Source organism: Pseudoxanthomonas sp. PXM01 (genome assembly GCF_014851815.1).
Taxonomy (GTDB): Bacteria; Pseudomonadota; Gammaproteobacteria; order Xanthomonadales; family Xanthomonadaceae; genus Pseudoxanthomonas_A.
The window spans coordinates 1,534,911-1,552,097 of record NZ_JACVAJ010000001.1; the positions used below are offsets into that span (position 1 = coordinate 1,534,911).

Annotated in this window: 16 protein-coding genes, 1 tRNA gene and 1 riboswitch; of the genes, 8 read left to right on the forward strand and 9 right to left on the reverse strand. The window is 67.6% G+C overall.

Annotated features, from left to right (window positions below; translation table 11 throughout):
* The first annotated feature begins 89 nt into the window (after positions 1 to 89).
* Positions 90 to 215: riboswitch (S-adenosyl-L-homocysteine riboswitch) on the forward strand.
* A gap of 34 nt (positions 216 to 249) precedes the next feature.
* The 3 genes from ahcY (at position 250) to IB230_RS07085 (ending at position 3,301) form a co-directional block, all read left to right on the forward strand.
* A complete protein-coding gene (gene ahcY / locus IB230_RS07075) occupies positions 250 to 1,692 on the forward strand; it encodes an adenosylhomocysteinase (RefSeq protein WP_192270376.1) in 1,443 nt (480 codons plus the stop codon).
* A gap of 85 nt (positions 1,693 to 1,777) precedes the next feature.
* Positions 1,778 to 2,614 (forward strand): methylenetetrahydrofolate reductase [NAD(P)H], encoded by an 837-nt coding sequence (metF, locus tag IB230_RS07080; protein ID WP_192270378.1) that lies wholly within the window; start codon positions 1,778 to 1,780, stop codon positions 2,612 to 2,614.
* A gap of 93 nt (positions 2,615 to 2,707) precedes the next feature.
* Complete coding sequence (locus IB230_RS07085) at positions 2,708 to 3,301, forward strand: hypothetical protein (protein ID WP_192270380.1); 594 nt, start codon at positions 2,708 to 2,710, stop codon at positions 3,299 to 3,301.
* A gap of 12 nt (positions 3,302 to 3,313) precedes the next feature.
* Here the strand turns inward: IB230_RS07085 and IB230_RS07090 are convergent, their stop codons facing one another.
* The 6 genes from IB230_RS07090 to IB230_RS07115 form a co-directional block, all read right to left on the reverse strand.
* The gene (locus tag IB230_RS07090) at positions 3,314 to 4,678 is read right to left on the reverse strand and encodes a HAMP domain-containing sensor histidine kinase (protein WP_192270382.1); all 1,365 of its coding nucleotides are present in this window, start codon (positions 4,676 to 4,678) and stop codon (positions 3,314 to 3,316) included.
* A complete protein-coding gene (locus IB230_RS07095; RefSeq protein WP_192270384.1) occupies positions 4,665 to 5,348 on the reverse strand; it encodes a response regulator transcription factor in 684 nt (227 codons plus the stop codon). The genes IB230_RS07090 and IB230_RS07095 overlap by 14 nt, the downstream gene beginning before the upstream one ends.
* A 5-nt stretch (positions 5,349 to 5,353) precedes the next feature.
* Complete coding sequence (locus IB230_RS07100) at positions 5,354 to 5,830, reverse strand: hypothetical protein (protein WP_225589234.1); 477 nt, start codon at positions 5,828 to 5,830, stop codon at positions 5,354 to 5,356.
* Positions 5,831 to 6,124: 294 nt separating this feature from the next.
* Positions 6,125 to 7,000 carry a 30S ribosomal protein S6--L-glutamate ligase gene (gene rimK / locus IB230_RS07105; RefSeq protein ID WP_192270386.1) on the reverse strand — a complete coding sequence of 292 codons (876 nt, stop codon included), beginning with the start codon at positions 6,998 to 7,000 and terminating at the stop codon, positions 6,125 to 6,127.
* Between the two features lie 76 nt (positions 7,001 to 7,076).
* Positions 7,077 to 7,150 (reverse strand) — tRNA-Gly (locus IB230_RS07110).
* 79 nt (positions 7,151 to 7,229) lie between these two features.
* On the reverse strand, positions 7,230 to 9,029 hold the full coding sequence (locus IB230_RS07115; RefSeq protein WP_192271357.1) for an autotransporter domain-containing protein: 1,800 nt from the start codon (positions 9,027 to 9,029) through the stop codon (positions 7,230 to 7,232).
* 173 nt (positions 9,030 to 9,202) lie between these two features.
* Here IB230_RS07115 and thiS point away from each other — a divergent pair, with 173 nt between their 5' ends.
* From thiS to IB230_RS07140, 5 genes are read left to right on the forward strand one after another with little or no spacing between them, the layout of a single operon-like run.
* Positions 9,203 to 9,403, forward strand: coding sequence for a sulfur carrier protein ThiS (thiS, locus tag IB230_RS07120; RefSeq protein ID WP_192270388.1), 201 nt, complete (start codon positions 9,203 to 9,205; stop codon positions 9,401 to 9,403).
* Between the two features lie 56 nt (positions 9,404 to 9,459).
* Positions 9,460 to 10,254, forward strand: a complete 795-nt coding sequence (locus tag IB230_RS07125; protein ID WP_192270389.1) for a thiazole synthase — start codon at positions 9,460 to 9,462, stop codon at positions 10,252 to 10,254.
* Positions 10,254 to 10,988, forward strand: a complete 735-nt coding sequence (gene trmB / locus IB230_RS07130) for a tRNA (guanosine(46)-N7)-methyltransferase TrmB (protein WP_192270391.1) — start codon at positions 10,254 to 10,256, stop codon at positions 10,986 to 10,988. Before IB230_RS07125 ends, trmB begins: the two co-directional genes overlap by 1 nt.
* A gap of 33 nt (positions 10,989 to 11,021) precedes the next feature.
* On the forward strand, positions 11,022 to 12,890 hold the full coding sequence (locus IB230_RS07135; protein WP_192270393.1) for an SLC13 family permease: 1,869 nt from the start codon (positions 11,022 to 11,024) through the stop codon (positions 12,888 to 12,890).
* The gene (locus tag IB230_RS07140; protein WP_192270395.1) at positions 12,887 to 13,279 is read left to right on the forward strand and encodes an ACT domain-containing protein; all 393 of its coding nucleotides are present in this window, start codon (positions 12,887 to 12,889) and stop codon (positions 13,277 to 13,279) included. Before IB230_RS07135 ends, IB230_RS07140 begins: the two co-directional genes overlap by 4 nt.
* Positions 13,280 to 13,285: 6 nt before the next feature.
* On the opposite strand, the gene IB230_RS07145 is transcribed toward IB230_RS07140, so the two are convergent.
* Genes IB230_RS07145 through gspD form a run of 3 tightly spaced genes read right to left on the reverse strand, consistent with a single transcriptional unit; the run spans position 13,286 to position 17,185 of the window.
* Positions 13,286 to 14,125, reverse strand: a complete 840-nt coding sequence (locus IB230_RS07145; protein ID WP_192271359.1) for a glycosyltransferase family 2 protein — start codon at positions 14,123 to 14,125, stop codon at positions 13,286 to 13,288.
* A gap of 1 nt (position 14,126) precedes the next feature.
* A complete protein-coding gene (locus IB230_RS07150; protein ID WP_192270397.1) occupies positions 14,127 to 14,975 on the reverse strand; it encodes a glycosyltransferase in 849 nt (282 codons plus the stop codon).
* Complete coding sequence (gene gspD / locus IB230_RS07155; protein ID WP_192270399.1) at positions 14,972 to 17,185, reverse strand: type II secretion system secretin GspD; 2,214 nt, start codon at positions 17,183 to 17,185, stop codon at positions 14,972 to 14,974. Before gspD ends, IB230_RS07150 begins: the two co-directional genes overlap by 4 nt.
* Between the last annotated feature and the right edge of the window lie 2 nt (positions 17,186 to 17,187).

Sequence of the window (17,187 nt, forward strand, 5' to 3'; positions counted from 1 at the left end):
CTGCTGCAAGGCAGCAATCCGAAGCCTAACCGATCACATGGAGCCGTGCGCCATCGTTTCATCCGGAACAAGAGATATAATGGGCGCCCTTCGCCGAGGGGCGCTGCGACCGTGACATGTGCGGATCCTTCCGCGAGCCTGCATATCCCTGTGCAGACTTTCCACATAGTCCGGCCAGGCTCGGTGGAATGAACCTGCAACGGCGCCCGGCTAACCTGCGACACAGATCGCACAGACCGGAGCAATGCCATGAACGCAGTACGCACGTTTTCGACCGAGGGCGACTACAAGGTCGCCGACATTTCGCTGGCCGACTGGGGCCGCAAGGAACTCGACATCGCCGAGCACGAGATGCCCGGCCTGATGTCGATCCGCCGCAAGCATGCCGCCACCACCCCGCTCAAGGGCGTGCGCGTGACCGGCTCGCTGCACATGACCATCCAGACCGCCGTGCTGATCGAGACGCTGAAGGACATCGGCGCCGACGTGCGCTGGGCCTCGTGCAACATCTTCTCGACCCAGGATCACGCCGCCGCCGCGATCGCCGCCACCGGCACGCCGGTGTTCGCGTGGAAGGGCGAAACGCTGGAGGAGTACTGGGACTGCACGCTCGACGCGCTGACCTTCACCCTGGCCGACGGCACCCTGACCGGCCCGGAGCTGGTGGTCGACGACGGCGGTGACGTGACCCTGCTGATCCACAAGGGCTATGAGCTGGAACAGGGCGACGAGAGCTGGGTGAACTCGGCTTCGGGTTCGCATGAAGAACAGGTCATCAAGAACCTGCTCAAGCGCGTTGCCAGCGAGCGTCCGGGCTACTGGACCCGCGTGGTCAAGGACTGGAAGGGCGTGTCGGAAGAAACCACCACCGGCGTGCACCGTCTCTACCAGCTGGCCGAACAGGGCAAGCTGCTGATCCCGGCGATCAACGTCAATGACTCGGTCACCAAGTCGAAGTTCGACAACCTGTACGGCTGCCGCGAGTCGCTGGCCGATGGCCTCAAGCGCGCACTCGACGTGATGCTGGCCGGCAAGGTCGCGGTGGTCTGCGGCTACGGCGACGTCGGCAAGGGCTCGGCGGCGTCGCTGCGCGCCTACGGCGCCCGCGTCATCGTCACCGAGATCGACCCGATCTGCGCGCTGCAGGCGGCGATGGAAGGCTATGAAGTCACCACCGTCGAGGACACCCTCGGCCGCGCCGACATCTATGTCACCACCACCGGCAACAAGGACATCATCACCCTCGCCCACATGAAGGCGATGAAGGATCAGGCGATCGTCTGCAACATCGGCCACTTCGACAACGAGATCCAGGTCGATGCGCTGTACGCGTCGGGTGCCACGCGCACCAACATCAAGCCGCAGGTCGACAAGTTCACCTTCGGCAACGGCAACGCGATCTTCCTGCTCGCCGAAGGCCGCCTCGTGAACCTCGGCTGCGCCACCGGCCACCCGAGCTTCGTGATGTCGAACTCGTTCTCGAACCAGACGCTCGCACAGATCGACCTGTGGGCGAACAAGGATGCGTACGAATCGAAGGTGTACATCCTGCCCAAGCAGCTCGACGAGGAAGTCGCGCGCCTGCACCTGGAGAAGATCGGCGTGAAGCTGACGAAGCTCACCAAGGACCAGGCCGACTACCTCGGCGTTTCACAGGACGGCCCGTACAAGCCGGACCACTACCGCTACTGATCGACGCAGTGCACGGGGGCGGCGCCACGCCGCCCTCTCGATCCACGGCAGGCGCGGGGATGCGCCTGCCCCTCGGGGCCTCTCCATGCCGATCCCGGTTTCGTTCGAGTTCTACCCTCCCAAGACCGATGAGCAGCGCGCGCAGCTCGACCGCACCGCGGACAAGCTGAAGGCGCATGCGCCCGAGTACGTGTCGTGCACGTTCGGCGCGGGCGGCTCCACGCTCAGTTACACCTCCGAGACGGTCCGCCACCTCAACCAGCACCACGGCTTCGATGCCGCGCCGCACCTGTCCTGCGTGGGCGGCAGCCGCGAGGAGATCCGCGAACTGCTGCGGCTGTACCGCGCGCTCGGCTGCAAGCGCATCGTCGCGCTGCGCGGCGACCTGCCGTCCGGTATGGGTCATCCCGGCGACCTGCGCTATGCCTCGGAACTGATCGAGTTCATCCGCGCCGAACACGGCGACACGTTCCATATCGAAGTCGGCGCCTATCCCGAGACGCATCCGCAAGCGGAAGACGCACTCACCGACCTGCGCCATTTCAAGGCCAAGGTCGACGCGGGTGCCGATGGCGCGATCACGCAGTATTTCTACAACCCCGACGCGTATTTCCATTTCGTCGAGGCGGTGCGCAAGCTCGGCGTGGAGATCCCGATCATCCCCGGCATCATGCCGATCTCGAACTTCGCGCAGCTGCGCCGCTTCTCCGAAGCCTGCGGTGCGGAAATCCCGCGCTGGGTCGGCAAGCGCATGCAGGCGCTGGGCGACGACGCCGACGCGATCCGCGATTTCGGTGCCGACGTGGTGGCCAACCTGTGCGAACGGCTTGTGGCCGGCGGCGCGCCGTCGCTGCATTTCTACACGCTCAATCTCGCCAAGCCCACGCAGACCGTACTGTCGCGACTGGGCTGGTCCGCCTGACACCCCGCCGGTCATCCGACCGGCAGGTGAACGACAACGCCAATCCGTGCGCGCCAGCCATGACCGGATCCGCGTAGCGGATTAGTCTGCGCCATGCGTTCCGTTCCCTTCCTTGCCATGGTCTGCCTGCTCGCGCCCGCGTGGCTCGGCGCACCCGGGGCAAAAGCACAGCAGCAAGGCGTGCACCGCTGCACCACGATGTCCGGCGAGACGGTCTACACCGACAAGCGCTGCGAGGATGTCGGCGCCATGGATCGCTTACCTACGACCACCAGCACGGTCGCCACTGGCGCGCTTTATCGCGGCGGCTGCTCGCGGACGCTCAGCGATCTGGTGATGCAGGTGTCGTCCGCCATCCAGGCGCAGGACGTGAACCGCCTTGCCGGGATCTACCACTGGACCGGCACCTCGGACGCCGGTGCGCTGCGCATCCTCGATCGGCTGGACGTGGTCGCGCAACGCCCGCTGGTCGACATCGTCCCCATCCGTCCCGCCCCCGCGCCGGTGCTCGATACCGACGGCGCGGTGGTCGATGCCAACCGGGATGGCTACTACCCGCAGACCACCACCCAACGGCAACGTCCTGTCGGACTGCGCGTGGTGCAGACGCTGAAGAACAGCGCGACGCCTGCCGACACGACCTTCGGGCTGCGACGCGCCTACAACTGTTTCTGGATCACCCTGTAACGACGTCCGCCGTCAGGCGTCGCGCGGCTGTTCGTCGGGCGTCGCACCACGATCCGGCGAGAACCGCAACGTGGCCACCACGCCCTTCGGTTCTCCCGGGCGCACGCCCACCTGCCATCCGTACAACGCGCACAGGCGACTGACGATGGACAGGCCGATGCCACCGCCCTGCGAATGGCCGGCATGGGTACCGCGGTACCCGCGCTCGAACAGGCGCGCCGCATCTTCCTTGCTCAGGCCGGGGCCGGAGTCGATGACTTCCACGGCATCCGGCAACAGGCGCACGACCACCTCGCCTTCCTTGGTGTATTTCACCGCGTTGCCGATCAGGTTGCCCAGTGCGACCGACAGCGCGGCCTCGGGCGAGTCGACGGTCACGCCGCCCTCGCCTTCGACACGCAGCACCAGCGGCTTGCCACCCAATGTCGCGCGATGCGCGTCCAGCAACTGGTCGACGACGCGCGCGACATCGGTGTTGCCATGGCCGCGCTCGTTGCGGGACAGCAGCAGCAGCGCACTGATCAAGTCCGTGCATTGCTGTTCGGCGCGCTGGATGCGCTGGATGCGGATGCGCGTCTTCTCGTCCATGTCCGGCCGCGACAGCATCAGCTCGACCGAGCCACGGATGATGGCCAGCGGCGTACGCAGTTCGTGGCTGACGTCGGCGTTGAACTCGCGGTCGCGCTGCACCACCTCGGTCAGGCGCCCGGAATAGTCGTCCAGCGCCTTCGCCAGCTCGCCTACTTCGTCCTGCGGAAAGTGCGGCGCGAGCGGCCGGGGATTGCTGCTGCCGCGGTAAGCGCGGAGCCGCGCCGCCAGCTCGGAGACCGGACTCATCACGCGGGAGGCCGACCACCACCCCACGACCAGCGAGAACGCCGTGAACAGGAGGATCGAGCCGTACACCGTCCGCTTGAACTGCACCTCGGCACGCGCGGTCTGGCCCATGTCGTAAGCGATGAAGAACCATACCTGCGGCGTCTTCCGGACGCCGAGCTTGTACAGCGACGGCCGTCCGTCGTCGCCCATGGCGGTGATGCTGTGGATGCCATCCGGCAACGCATACCACTCGGGCCGATTGACCCGGACACTCTCGAACTTGTCCGGGAGGTAGTAGTACGCCTTGATCTGCTCGACGGGCGCGCCGACGACCCTGCCATTGGTCTGGATGAATCTTCGCCAGGACTCGTCGAGGTTGCGATTCATCACGTCTTCGACGAGCTGGTCCTCCACGCGCTGCCGCGCGAGGATCGTCGCGTAGGCGAACAGGACCGTCAGGCCGAAGCCCAACAGCACGAACGACAGGATGATGCGGGTGCGCAGCCGCCGCCGGAAGCGGCGGTGGCGGCGGGGTTTCGACGACTCAGTTGTTGGCATCGGGCGCGGCGATGCGGTATCCGATGCCGTGGCGCGTCTGGATGTAGGGCGAGTCGAACGGCTTGTCCACCACGGCGCGCAGGCCGTGGATGTGCACGCGCAGGGAGTCCGAATCCGGCAGCTCTTCGCCCCAGACGCGCGTTTCCAGTTCCTGGCGCGTCACCACGGCGGGCGAGGCTTCCATCAGCGCCTGCAGGATTTTCAGCGCCGTCGGGTTCAGCTGCAGCAGCTTGGCCTGGCGACGCACTTCCAGCGTGTCGAGGTTGTACTCCAGCTCGCCGACTTCCAGCACGCGCGTCTGCACGCCCTTGCCGCGGCGCGACAGCGCATTGAGGCGGACTTCGACTTCCTGCAGCGCGAACGGCTTGATCAGGTAGTCGTCGGCGCCGGAATCGAAGCCTGCCAGCTTGTTGTCCAGCGAATCGCGCGCGGTCAGCATCAGCACGGGCGTCTGCTTGCGCGCTTCGTTGCGGAGCTTGCGGCAGACTTCCAGGCCATCCATGCCCGGCAGGTTGAGGTCGAGGACGATCGCATCGAACTCATGCACCACCGCCAGGTGCAGACCGGTCACGCCGTCGGCCGCGAAGTCGACGGTATGCCCCCGCTCCTCCAGGTAGTCGCCGAGATTGGCGGCGATGTCGCTGTTGTCTTCGATGACGAGGATGCGCACCGGGCTCAGCTCCCCTTGTTGAAAGTGCCCGACGGATTGCGGCGCATGGTTTCCTGCGCTTCCTGGGCGTCGCGGCGGCGCTCGGCCACCGTCTTGCACTGCGTGGTGGTACGCAGCGAACCGATCTGCGCTTCACGACGGCACACGAGCCGGCTGTCGGCGGCAGCCTGCGACAGGATCTGGTTGATGGTGTTCTGCTCGTTCAGCAGCTGCGTCTTCTGCTGCGGGTTGAGCGAACCGCCGTTCTCGTTGACGATCGCCGCGAGCCTGCCGAGCGACTCCTTGACGCTGGCGCGATCCGCGGCCGCGATCTCGGCGTAGGTCTCGCCGTCGTCGAGTTGCTTCTGGATCAGTTCGACCTGCTCGGGCAGCGGCTTGTTGAGATCAAGCGCCTGCGCCTTCTGGGGTTTGTCGCGGGGGGCGGCATGGGCGGCGGCCACGAAAGCCAGTGCCACCAATGCAGCGAGAATCGAGCGGCGCATCATGCGTCCTTTCCGTAGTGAGAGTTACCGAATTTATCCAGCGCGAGACGGGGCGGCAAGTGGCATCGGCGTCACGGCACCCGGATAAAACAAGGCCCAGGCGGGTGGTCGCCCGCCTGGGCCAAACAATTGCCCCGATTACCGTAATCCTGTGCTTTCCAGATGTATCCACCGGGAGGAACGCAGAGCTTCGGTCCGGACAAGGCTACGCGGTTTTCGATTAAACCACCGTTAAAGAGCGCGTTAATTCTGCGTGAAATATCGATTCGAGGTCACGCGAAGCAGTCGCGAGCCCTATTCAGCCCGGGCAGCGAGGTAATCGACAATGCGCCCGGCGACATCCACGCCGCAAACCCCCTCGATGCCTTCCAGGCCGGGGGTCGAATTCACCTCCAGCACCAGCGGCCCTCGCTGGGCGCGGATCAGGTCCACCCCCGCGACGCCGAGCCCCAGCACTCTCGCCGCCCGGATGGCCACCGCACGCTCTTCCTCCGTGGCCTCGGCAAGCAGTGCCGTTCCGCCGCGATGGAGGTTGGAGCGGAAATCGCCCTCCGGCGCCTGCCGGCGCATCGACGCCACCACCTCGTCGCCCACCACCAAACAGCGCAGGTCAGCGCCTTCGGCCTCGCCGATGAACTCCTGCACCACGAAGCTGGCGTACAGGCCCCGCAGGGCTTCCACGACGCTGCGGGAGGCGGAGGGCTTCTCGGTCAGCATCACGCCGGCACCCTGCGCGCCCTCGTTCAACTTGATCACGTGCGGGGGCGGCCCCAGCATCGACAGCAGGTCGGCCGTGTCGTCCGGGTTGTCGCCGAAGACGGTGACCGGCAGATCGATGCCTTGCGCGGCCAGCAACTGGTGGGCGCGCAGCTTGTCGCGCGCCCGCAGGATCGCGTCGGAAGGATTGGGGCTGTAGGTGCCCATCAGTTCGAACTGGCGCAGCACCGCGGTGCCGTAACGCGTGATCGACGCACCGATACGGGGAATGACGGCGTCGTAGCCCGCGAGCGATCGCCCCTTGTAACGCAGCTGGAATCCGCCGGACGAGATGCGCATGTAGCAGCGCAGCGGATCCAGCACGCGCACCGTGTGCCCGCGCTGCCGCGCCGCTTCGACCAGGCGACGCGTCGAGTACAGCTTGCCGTTGCGCGACAGGATGGCGAGCTTCATGGGGAGTCGGTCACGAGAGTCCCGCACAGCATGCCACGCCCGGAAGCGGGGACGATGACAGGAGAAGGGGGCGGGATGGAGCGGGTGATGGGAATCGAACCCACGCTAGCAGCTTGGGAAGCTGCAGTTCTACCATTGAACTACACCCGCACGATGGCGCGAGTCTATGCCGCGGCGCGCGGCAAGGCAATGCGGCGCCCGTGGCGGGCACCGCATTGCCCGGCGTGCATCAGAAGCCGCCGCTCAAGGTCATGAAGGCGGTGGTGTTGGTGCCGCCGCCCTGGTTGACCGTGGTGTTGACGCCCAGATTGGCGTCGAACCCGAACAGCCTGGTGCGCGCACCCAGCAGCAGCGTGCCGTAGCTGTCGTCGGTATCCAGGCCCGGCACCGCGTAGGGTGCCGTGCCCGGCATCGACAGCGACTGGGCGAACACTTCCGCGGCCGGATCCTCGAACTCGCGATCCACCGTCAGGCGGGCGTATGGCTGCAGGTGATCGTTGATCGCATAGCTGACCTGCCAGCCGGCGCTGCCGATCAGCGAATCGAAGTCCTGGTCCGGGTACGCCAGCGCGGTCGAGTTGATGTTGCTCTCGCTGTAGCCGTCCATCTCGATGGTCTGCGACACCACGCTCACCACCGGGCCATGGCGGAACGCGCCATCGCCGAACTCGTAGCCGGCGCTCGCGCCAACGGTCAGGTTGGTGCCATCCGGCGAACCGCTGTGGCGACGCGTCACCCCACCGAGCTGCACTTCGCGGTCGATGTCGTAGGAGATCCAGCTGTAGCTGACCTGCGCGTTCGCCCACAGGTGGTCGCCGTACCAGCCGGCGAAGCCGCCGATCGTGGCATCGGACTCATCGAAGCTGCCACGGCGCAGGCCGAAGTCGTACTTCGCCCGGCCGTAGCCGGCGAAGGCGCCATACACCCAGGACCCGCTCGACCAGTCCACGCCGAACGTACCCATCGGGCCCGCACCGTCGTACAGGTTGCCGTCGTCGTAGCGCAGGAAGTCGCCACGCACGTCGCCCCACCAGCGCATGCCATCGGCTTCCGGCTTGCCGGCGACATGGGATGCCACGCGATCGGCACGAGCGCGGCCATGCACCGACGCGGTGTAAGGCAGCAGTGCGATCTGGCGCGGACCTTCCAGCACCGACACCGCGTACTGCGACAGGATCTCGTGCGCCTTGGACGACGGGTGCACGCCGTCGGCGAAGGCGTAGACATCGGCCGCATTCGGGGTGGCGTAGTTCAGCGGACTGCAGGTGACCGACGAGGCGGTGATCTGCGGGTTGCAGGCGGTACCGGTGACGTTGCCGAAGCCGTATTCCGCCGGGCTCGCCACGATCTCGCGCAGCAGCGTGAAGGTATCCAGCGGAATGATGCGCAGGCCGGCGGTGTTGAGGGCACCAAACAGCGCGGTGTTGTAGGTGGTGGCCAGCTGCGTGCCGGTGGCCTGCGCCGTCGGCCCGCCCGCGCGGAACTGCGGCGTCACGCCGAGGTCGGGGATCGTCGGCACCAGGATGTAGCGGGCACCGGCGTTCTGCAGCGTACCGATGATGCCGACCTGCGCGGTGACGGCACCGCCGATCGTGGTCTGGGCCGGTGCGCCCCCCACGACGGCGAACAGGTCGTTGGCGCCACCCCAGATGGTGTACAGCGCATTGGGATCGGCGCGGCCGCCATTGGCGGACAGGTAGCTGGTCAGCTGCGAGGTCATCGACGGGATCGGACCCAGCGCGCCCGAAGTATTGGTGCCCACGCGCGCGCCACCGACGGCGTAGTTGGTGCCGCCCTGGTTGGCGCTGCCGGCACCGGTACCGTAGTACTCGGCCATGTACTCGGACCAGACCTGGCCGGGGTTGGTGGTGAAGCGGCCGAGGATGGCACCGTTCGGGCCGATCGCTTGGATCAGCGCCGGGCGGAAGTGGCCCGAGTCGGTGAGGCTGTCGCCGAAGAAGATGGTCTGGGAATACGGGCTGTCGCCTGCCAGGACAGGGGCGGCCGCCACCGCCAGCGCGACGGCCAGCAGGGAGCGGACGGGCGAGAAGGAACGCTTCATGGAATCTCCGGGGCAAGGAATGGACGGGCTGCGCGCCGGCTCTGCCGTACGGCTGCGCATGGCGCGCATCGTTCCACCAAGCCCGTCGGGGTACACGCTGCAATGCGGCAAGCCGCCGCACCATCGGCGACAATACCGGCATGGACATCCAGTTGAATGGGCAGCCGCAGGCGCTGCCCGAGCAGAGCACCATCGCCACCCTTCTCCACTCGCAGGGCCTGGCCGAGCGCCGCGTGGCCATCGAGGTCAATGGCGAGATCATCCCGCGCGGCCAGCACGCGCAGCACCTGCTGCAGGCCGGCGACCGCGTCGAGATCGTGCACGCGCTCGGCGGCGGCTGAGCGCCAGGGTCGCCGTCGACGGGACGCATCGGCGTCACATGGGCGATAATCGCCGCATGTCGAACACCGCCCCCCATGACCCGCTGGTGATCGCGGGCAAGACCTACCGTTCCCGCCTGCTGACCGGCACCGGCAAGTTCAAGGATTTCGAGGAAACCCGCCTGGCCACCGAGGCCGCGGGCGCCGAGATCGTCACCGTCGCCATCCGCCGCACCAACCTCGGCCAGTCACCCAACGAGCCCAACCTGCTCGACGTGCTGCCGCCGGACAAGTACACGATCCTGCCCAACACCGCCGGCTGCTACACAGCGGCCGATGCGGTGCGCACCTGCCGGCTGGCGCGCGAACTGCTCGACGGCCACACCCTGGTGAAGCTGGAAGTGCTGGGCGACGAGAAGACCCTCTATCCCGATGTCGTGCAGACGCTGGCTGCCGCCGAGACGCTGGTCGCCGACGGGTTCCAGGTGATGGTCTACACCAGCGACGACCCCATCCTCGCCCGCCGCCTGGAAGAGCTCGGCTGCGTGGCGGTGATGCCGCTGGCCGCGCCGATCGGCTCCGGCCTGGGCGTACAGAACAAGTACAACCTGCTGGAAATCATCGAGAACGCCAAGGTACCCGTGCTGGTCGATGCCGGCGTCGGCACCGCGTCCGATGCTGCCATCGCCATGGAACTGGGCTGTGATGGTGTACTGATGAACACTGCCATCGCCGGCGCGAAGCATCCCGTGCTGATGGCCAGCGCCATGCGCAAGGCCGTCGAAGCCGGCCGCGAAGCCTTCCTGGCCGGCCGCATTCCGCGCAAGCGCAACGCCTCGGCCTCCAGCCCGATCGACGGCCTGATCGGCTGATGACGGATCCGTTTTCCAGCCCTGGCGCGAAGACGCCGCCCAAGCCGTTCACCCCGACCGAGGGCCGGCGTGAAATCCGCAGCTTCGTACTGCGCCAGGGCCGCTTCACCGATGCGCAGCAGCGGGCTTTCGACACGCAATGGCCACGCTTCGGGCTGGAGTACACCGGCGCACCGCGCGATTACGACGCGGCGTTCGGACGTTCCGCGCTGCGCGTGCTGGAGATCGGCTTCGGCAACGGCGAGGCGCTGCGCTTCGCCGCCGCCCACGACAAGGCGCGCGACTACATCGGCCTGGAAGTGCATGCGCCCGGCGTCGGCCGGCTGTTGAACGCGCTGGCCGAGGACGGCAGCGACCACGTGCGCATTTACCACCACGATGCGGTGGAAGTGCTGCAGCACGAAGTCGCCGACGGCTCGCTGGACGAAGTGCGCATCTATTTTCCCGATCCGTGGCACAAGAAGCGCCACAACAAGCGCCGCCTGGTGCAGCCCGCGTTCGCGGCGCTCATCACGCGCAAGCTGCGCTCCGGCGGCCGCTTGCATTGCGCCACCGACTGGGAAGCCTACGCCGAGCACATGTGGGACGTGCTGGACGCGACCCCGGGTCTGAGCAACCGCGCCGGCCTGCGCGGCAGCGTGCCGCGCCCCGACTGGCGACCCCAGACGCATTTCGAGACCCGCGGCCAGAAGCTCGGCCACGGCGTGTGGGATCTTCTGTACGACCGCGAGTAACACCGCAGCACGCACCAGGAAACCGACCGCGACATGGAAAACGCGCTGACGCTGACCAACGACATGAAGCTCGTCCTCGGGCTGGTCGGCTTCACGATGGCGATGTTCCTGTTCGAGCGCATCCGCGCCGACCTGGTGGCGCTGGTGGTGCTGGTGGTGCTGGGCATCACCGGCCTGATCGCGCCGGAGGAGATCTTCGGCGGCTTTTCCGGCAACGCGGTGATGAGCATCATCGCCACCATGATCCTCGGCGCCGGCCTGGACCGCACCGGTGCGCTGAACCGGCTGGCATCCTGGCTGCTGCGCCGCGGGCATGGCATCGAGCAGCGCCTGCTGCTGATGACCACCGCCATCGCCAGCCTCAACTCGTCCTTCATGCAGAACCCGTCGGTGATGGCCCTGTTCATGCCGGTCGCCTCGCGCCTGTCCTCGCGGACCGGCCTGTCGATGCAGCGGCTGCTGCTGCCGATCGCCGCGGCCATCGTCATGGGCGGCGCGTTCACCATGGTCGGCAACTCGCCGCTGATCCTGCTCAACGACTTGCTGGTCTCGGCGAACAACAACCTGCCCTCGGGCATGGCCACGCTGGAGCCGCTGCGCATGTTCGCGCCGTGGCCGATCGGCCTGGCGCTGGTGATCGCCTCGCTGGTGTACTTCCGCTACTACGGCGACCGCAAACTCAAGGAAGAAACGCAGGACAGCGACGGCGCGGTGACGCCGGCGCGCACCGAGAGCTACTTCGCCAACACCTACGGCATCGAAGGCGACGTGTTCGAACTGGTGGTCAGCGCGGAGAGCCCGCTGGTCGGCATGTCGCTGGGCGAGGCCGAAGCCCTGCACGATGCGCCGCTGATGCTCGCGCTGCAGACCGGCAACGACACGCGCCTGTCGCCGCCGGCGGACATGCGCATCTGGGTGGGCAGCGTGCTGGGCGTGATGGGCGCGCGGCAGGACATCAGCGACTTCGCGCAGAACCAGTTCCTGCGCATGTCCTCGCGGCTGCGCCACTTCGGCGACCTGTTCAATCCCAGCCGCGCCGGCATCTCCGAGGCGGTGGTGCCGCCCACCTCGAAGTTCATCGGCAAGACCGCGCGCGAGCTGCGACTGCGCAAGCAGAACGGCATCAGCCTGCTGGCGATCAACCGCGACAAGAAGGTCATCCGCGAGAACGTGCGCGACGAAAAGCTGCGCGCCGGCGACATGCTGGTGTTCCACAGCATCTGGCAGGACCTGGGACTGGCGGCGGAGAGCCGCGACTTCGTGGTGGTGACCGACTATCCGAAGGGCGAACAGCGACCGCACAAGTTCAAGATCGCGATGACGATCTTCGCCATCACCATCATCATCGCGCTGACCTCCAAGCTGCCGGTCGCGCTGACGCTGATGACCGGCGTGGCCGGCATGCTGCTGACCGGCGTGCTGCGCATGGACGAAGCCTACGGCGCGATCAACTGGAAAACGGTGTTCCTGATGGCGGGCCTGATCCCGCTCGGCTGGGCGATGGACAGCAGTGGCGCGGCCGCGTGGGTGGCCGGGCATACGGTCGAGCGGCTGCCGGAGGGCATCCCCGTGTGGGTGCTGGAGATCGCCATCGCGCTGCTGACCACCGCGTTCTCGCTGGTCATCAGCCATGTCGGCGCCACCATCGTGATGGTGCCCATGGCGATCAACCTCGCGCTCGCGGCGGGCGGCAACCCCACGGCCTTCGCGCTGATCGTGGCGTTGTCGGCATCCAACAACCTGATGACCGCGTCCAACCCGGTGATCTCGATGATCGTGGGCCCCGCCAACTACACCTCGCGCCAGCTGTGGCGTGTCGGCGGCCCGTTGTCGCTGGTCTACACCGTCGTCGTCGTGCTGACAGTCAACGCGCTGTTCTGGTGGAACGGAAGCCCAGGATGACGACGCCCTCACTGACCCTGCTGCTGGTGCCCGGTCGCTACGCGGTGGTGCAACTGCCCGCCGACGCGTCGCTCCCCCCCTGGTGGCCCACGACCGGCATGCGCCATGCCGGCTGGACCGACGACGAACTGTCGCTGGTCTGCGAAGAAGCGCAGGTGCCCGGGGACGTGCGCTGCCAGCGCGGCTGGCGCATGTTCAAGCTGCAGGGGCCGTTCGACTTCGCGCTGACCGGCATCCTGAAGGCGGTGCTGGATCCGCTGGCGGCGGCCGGCGTGGGCATCTTCGCGATCTCCACCTTCGACACCGATTACGTGCTGGTGCAGGAACCGCAGCTCGAGATGGCCCTGCAGGCATTGCGCGGACACGGTCACCGGGTATCCGGCGACTAGCGTCCGTCAGCGCCGGCGCAGCAGGATCCGCGCCAGCACCGCACCGAAATGCATCCAGATGGCGGCGAACACGCCCATGCGCGTGACCGGGCTACGCTGCGCCGCCTCGAACTTGCGGAAGTAGCGCCACAGGCCGCGGTGCTTGTGCCATTCCACGAACACCGGGCGTGCGCGGCTGGAGACGCCACGGAGGTGCAGGACGCGGATGTCGTTCGCGACGGCGACCACGGCCCCCGCATCCCGCGCTCGCCGGCACAGGTCCATGTCCTCGGCGTGCAGCCGGTAGCCTTCGTCGAACCCGCCGATCCGGTCGAACAGCGCACGCGGCATCAACATCAGCGCGCCCGAGATGATGTCGACCGGCTGCAGCGCCCGACCTTCATCGACGGGCGCGCCCAGCCTCGACGCCGCGCCGGGCGAATGCAGCATCGCCGCGAAGACGGGGTCCCGGCGACGTGCGGCGGCATCGCGCACGCCATCCTCGTCGACCAGGTCGACGCCGAGCACGATCTCGCCGGCGGCCGCGCATGCATGGGCGCGCAGCCGCGACAACGTGTCCGCCTCGACCATCAGGTCGGGATTCACGAACGCCAGCCAGGGGACATGCGTGTCGCGGGCGCCCTGGTTGCAGCCGACCGCGAAGCCGGGATTGTCCGGATTGGCGATGAAGCGCAGGCGCGCATCCTGCAATGCATGCCGCTGCACGATCTCCATGGTGTCGTCAGTCGACGCATTGTCGACCACGCGAATCTCGTGCACGCCATGCGCAACGCGCAGGCGCATCAAGCAGTCGTCGATGCTGGACGCGCTCTCGTGCGTCACCACTACCGCAGCGATACCGGGCATTTCAGCCGAAGAGATCACGCTGGCGCTCCGGCAAATCCGCTTGGGCATACAGCGCATGCAGGCGCTCGCGCGGCTCTCGCAGGGGATCCTCCATCAGGAAGGTCGCCAGCCGCGGCGTGAACGTGGGCCAGCGCGCGTTCAATGCATCCATGTCGCCATCGGCGGGACCGCCTTCTCCGCCGCGCGCGACGAAGGCGGTCTCGCACAGTACGTTTCGCCAGCCCAGGCCGGAAAGGCGAAGCGACAGGTCGACCAGCGCCGCGTACCACGAAGCGAAACTCGCGGCGTCCAGTCCGCCGACGCGCTTGCGCGCACTGCCGCGCAGCACCACCGCGTGCGCGACGGCGGCCGGCAATTCGGGATGCAGGGGCGGAAGCGCCGCGCAGGCCAGCGCCGTGCGCTCGCGGTCCTCGGGCGGCGGCATCACCTCGCCGAGCCGTGGCCATGCCGCGGTTTCGCCGGCGTTGCACCACGGCGTGGCCGTGGCGATGGCGGCATCGCGCGCCAGGCAGGCGGCCAGTTGCTGCAGCCAGCCCGGCAGCGGCTGGGCATCGGGGGCGAGCAGCACTACATCGGCGTCGCCGCAGGCGGACAGCATCTCGTCGACATGCGCCACCTCGCCGACCATGCGCGGGCGGCGCGTGTAGTCGGCCTGCAACGCGGTGCGGGCCAGCCAGCGTTCGATGATGGCCAAACCCCGCGGTCCCGCCTGCGCGTCGTCCGCCAGCCACACGCGCGTGCCGGCGGGCGTGCCGGCGTCGAGCGCGCCCAGGCAGGCATCCAGGGCATCGTCGTCCGTGCCGACCGGCAACAGGACGACAGGCAGGGGCGATGCGTTACCGGGGGTCACTTCTTGGGCGGTGCGTAGAGCGGGTCCAGGGCACGGAAACGCTGGCCGTACTCGTCGGTCAGGTTGCGCGCTTCCTGCGGGTTGCGGACGATCGTCGGGGTGATCAGCACGATCACCTCGCTACGCTCGCTGCTGGTGGACTTCCTGCCGAACAGCGCACCGATCACCGGCAAGCGACTGAGGCCGGGAATGCCGGCGGATCCTTCCGTGGCGCTGTCGCTGATGAGGCCCGCCAGCATCACCGTCTGTCCGGCTTCCACCGCGGCCTCGGTCTTCATGCGGCGCGTGTTGATGCGTACGTTGCCGTTGGCATCGGGCTCGCTGCCCGGCGAGCTGACTTCCTGCACGATGTCCAGGAACACCATGCCATCGCGGGTGACGCGCGGGCGTACCTTCAGGATCACGCCGGTGTCCAGGTACTGCACCTGGCTGAAGGTGTTGTCCGTGCCGAGCCCCGGATTGACGGTCACCGACGAGATCGGAATGCGGCTGCCGACGTTCAGGGTGGCCTCTGCGTTGTTGCGGACGAACACGGAAGGCGTCTGCAGCAGGCGCACGTCGCTGACTTCGTCCAACGCGGTGATCACCGCGGCGGCGTCGTTCTTGACCAGCGTCCAGACGGCACCGGCGCCGCTCACGCCGCCGATGCTGCCGGCGAGCGTACTCCACTTGCTGGGACCGCTCACGCCCGGCACGCCACCGGGCGCCGCGAAGTTCGGCAGCCCGTTGTCGGTCATTGCCCGCTCGAGGTACCAGTTGACGCCGTAGCTCAGGTCGCCGGTCAGCGAGACCTCTGCGATCTGCGCTTCGATGTGCACCTGCATCGGCATCACGTCGAGTTTCTCGACGACTTCGCGGATCGAGTTCCAGGCGCTGGGGCTGGCGCGCACAAGCAACGTGTTGGTTTCCTCGACGGCCGCCACGCCTACGCGGTTGCCGTCGACTTCCAGCGTTACTGCGCCGCTGCCGCTGTCCCGCTGGTTGAGCGACAGCGAACCGCTGCCCAGGCCACCGGTACCGCCGCTGCTTCCGCTGCTGCCGAAGTCCACGCTGCCGCCGTTGCCGTTGAGGCCGCCGTCGTTGATCTGCACGGGGTCGGTGCCCGGCATCAGCGAGACGTTGCCCGCGCCGCCGGTCGACCGCTCGTCGCCGGATCCGCTGCCACCGGAGGATCCGAACACTTCCGACAGCCGCTGCGCGAGTTCGCGTGCCTTGATGTACTTCAGTTCGTAGGAGAACAGCCGACTGCCCTCGCCCGCGCCGTCGATGCGTTCGAGCCACTGCTGGATCTGGTCCAGGTAGGCGGGCTGCGGCGTGATCACCAGTACCGCATTGGCGCCTTCCAGCGGCATGAAGCGGAACATGCCGGCGCTCGGCGTCTTGCTGTCGTTGCCGAACACCTTCTCCAGGTCGGCGACCACGCGCGTCGCGCGTCCCGACTGCAGCGGGAACACGCCGACCGACATGCCGGACAGCCAGTCCACGTCGAAGATCTCGACGGTGCGCAGGTAGTTCTCCAGTTCGGTCCGCGTGCCCGCGAGGGTAATGACGTTGCGGGTGCCGTCGATGCTGACGATGGCGTTCGGACGCGCGTACGGCTCCAGCACCTTCTTCATCTCGCTGGCGGAAATGAAGCGCAGCGGCACCACACGTACTTCATAACCGCGCGCGCTGGAGGCCGGGCCGGTACGCGGCGCCACGCTGCCTGCAAGCGCCTGGTCGGCCGGGATGATGTTGTACCGCCCGCCGCTGTAGACCAGCCGCGCGTTGTTCCAGCCGAGCACCATCTCCAGCAGGTTCAGCGCCTCGGCCGGCGATACCGGCTTCGGCGTGCCCAGCGTGACCGTGCCCTGCACGCCCGGCGCGATCACGTAGTTCTGCCCCAGCATGTCGCCGAGGATCGCCTTGACCACCGCATGCACGGATTCGCCTTCGAAGTTGAAGGTGGCCGATCCGCTGCTCGCGCCGCCCAGCGAGGGCAGCGGCGCGGCCGCCGCGCTGCGGTTGATCATCTGCCCGTTGCCGCGCCGGACCTGCGCCTGCGGACCCGTCTCCGGTGCGTCGGCCTCGGACAGCGGCGTGGTCTGCGCAGTGCCCGGCATGACACCCGTCGGCGTCGTCGCCCCACGGCGCATCTCCGCGACGGGCGCGCTGGCGCACCCGGCCAGCAGGCCCAGGCAGAGGGAAAACAGGATCACACGTAACGTCATGC

Excerpts from the sequence above, each read along its gene's own strand:
- trmB (WP_192270391.1), top strand. The coding sequence starts at position 10,254 with ATGACGGATCCGTTTTCCAGCCCTGGCGCGAAGACGCCGCCCAAGCCG.
- IB230_RS07145 (WP_192271359.1), bottom strand. The coding sequence starts at position 14,125 with ATGCCCGGTATCGCTGCGGTAGTGGTGACGCACGAGAGCGCGTCCAGC.
- rimK (WP_192270386.1), bottom strand. The coding sequence starts at position 7,000 with ATGAAGCTCGCCATCCTGTCGCGCAACGGCAAGCTGTACTCGACGCGT.
- IB230_RS07100 (WP_225589234.1), bottom strand. The coding sequence starts at position 5,830 with ATGCGCCGCTCGATTCTCGCTGCATTGGTGGCACTGGCTTTCGTGGCC.
- metF (WP_192270378.1), top strand. The coding sequence starts at position 1,778 with ATGCCGATCCCGGTTTCGTTCGAGTTCTACCCTCCCAAGACCGATGAG.
- IB230_RS07085 (WP_192270380.1), top strand. The coding sequence starts at position 2,708 with ATGCGTTCCGTTCCCTTCCTTGCCATGGTCTGCCTGCTCGCGCCCGCG.
- IB230_RS07135 (WP_192270393.1), top strand. The coding sequence starts at position 11,022 with ATGGAAAACGCGCTGACGCTGACCAACGACATGAAGCTCGTCCTCGGG.
- ahcY (WP_192270376.1), top strand. The coding sequence starts at position 250 with ATGAACGCAGTACGCACGTTTTCGACCGAGGGCGACTACAAGGTCGCC.
- IB230_RS07140 (WP_192270395.1), top strand. The coding sequence starts at position 12,887 with ATGACGACGCCCTCACTGACCCTGCTGCTGGTGCCCGGTCGCTACGCG.
- IB230_RS07090 (WP_192270382.1), bottom strand. The coding sequence starts at position 4,678 with ATGCCAACAACTGAGTCGTCGAAACCCCGCCGCCACCGCCGCTTCCGG.
- IB230_RS07125 (WP_192270389.1), top strand. The coding sequence starts at position 9,460 with ATGTCGAACACCGCCCCCCATGACCCGCTGGTGATCGCGGGCAAGACC.
- thiS (WP_192270388.1), top strand. The coding sequence starts at position 9,203 with ATGGACATCCAGTTGAATGGGCAGCCGCAGGCGCTGCCCGAGCAGAGC.
- gspD (WP_192270399.1), bottom strand. The coding sequence starts at position 17,185 with ATGACGTTACGTGTGATCCTGTTTTCCCTCTGCCTGGGCCTGCTGGCC.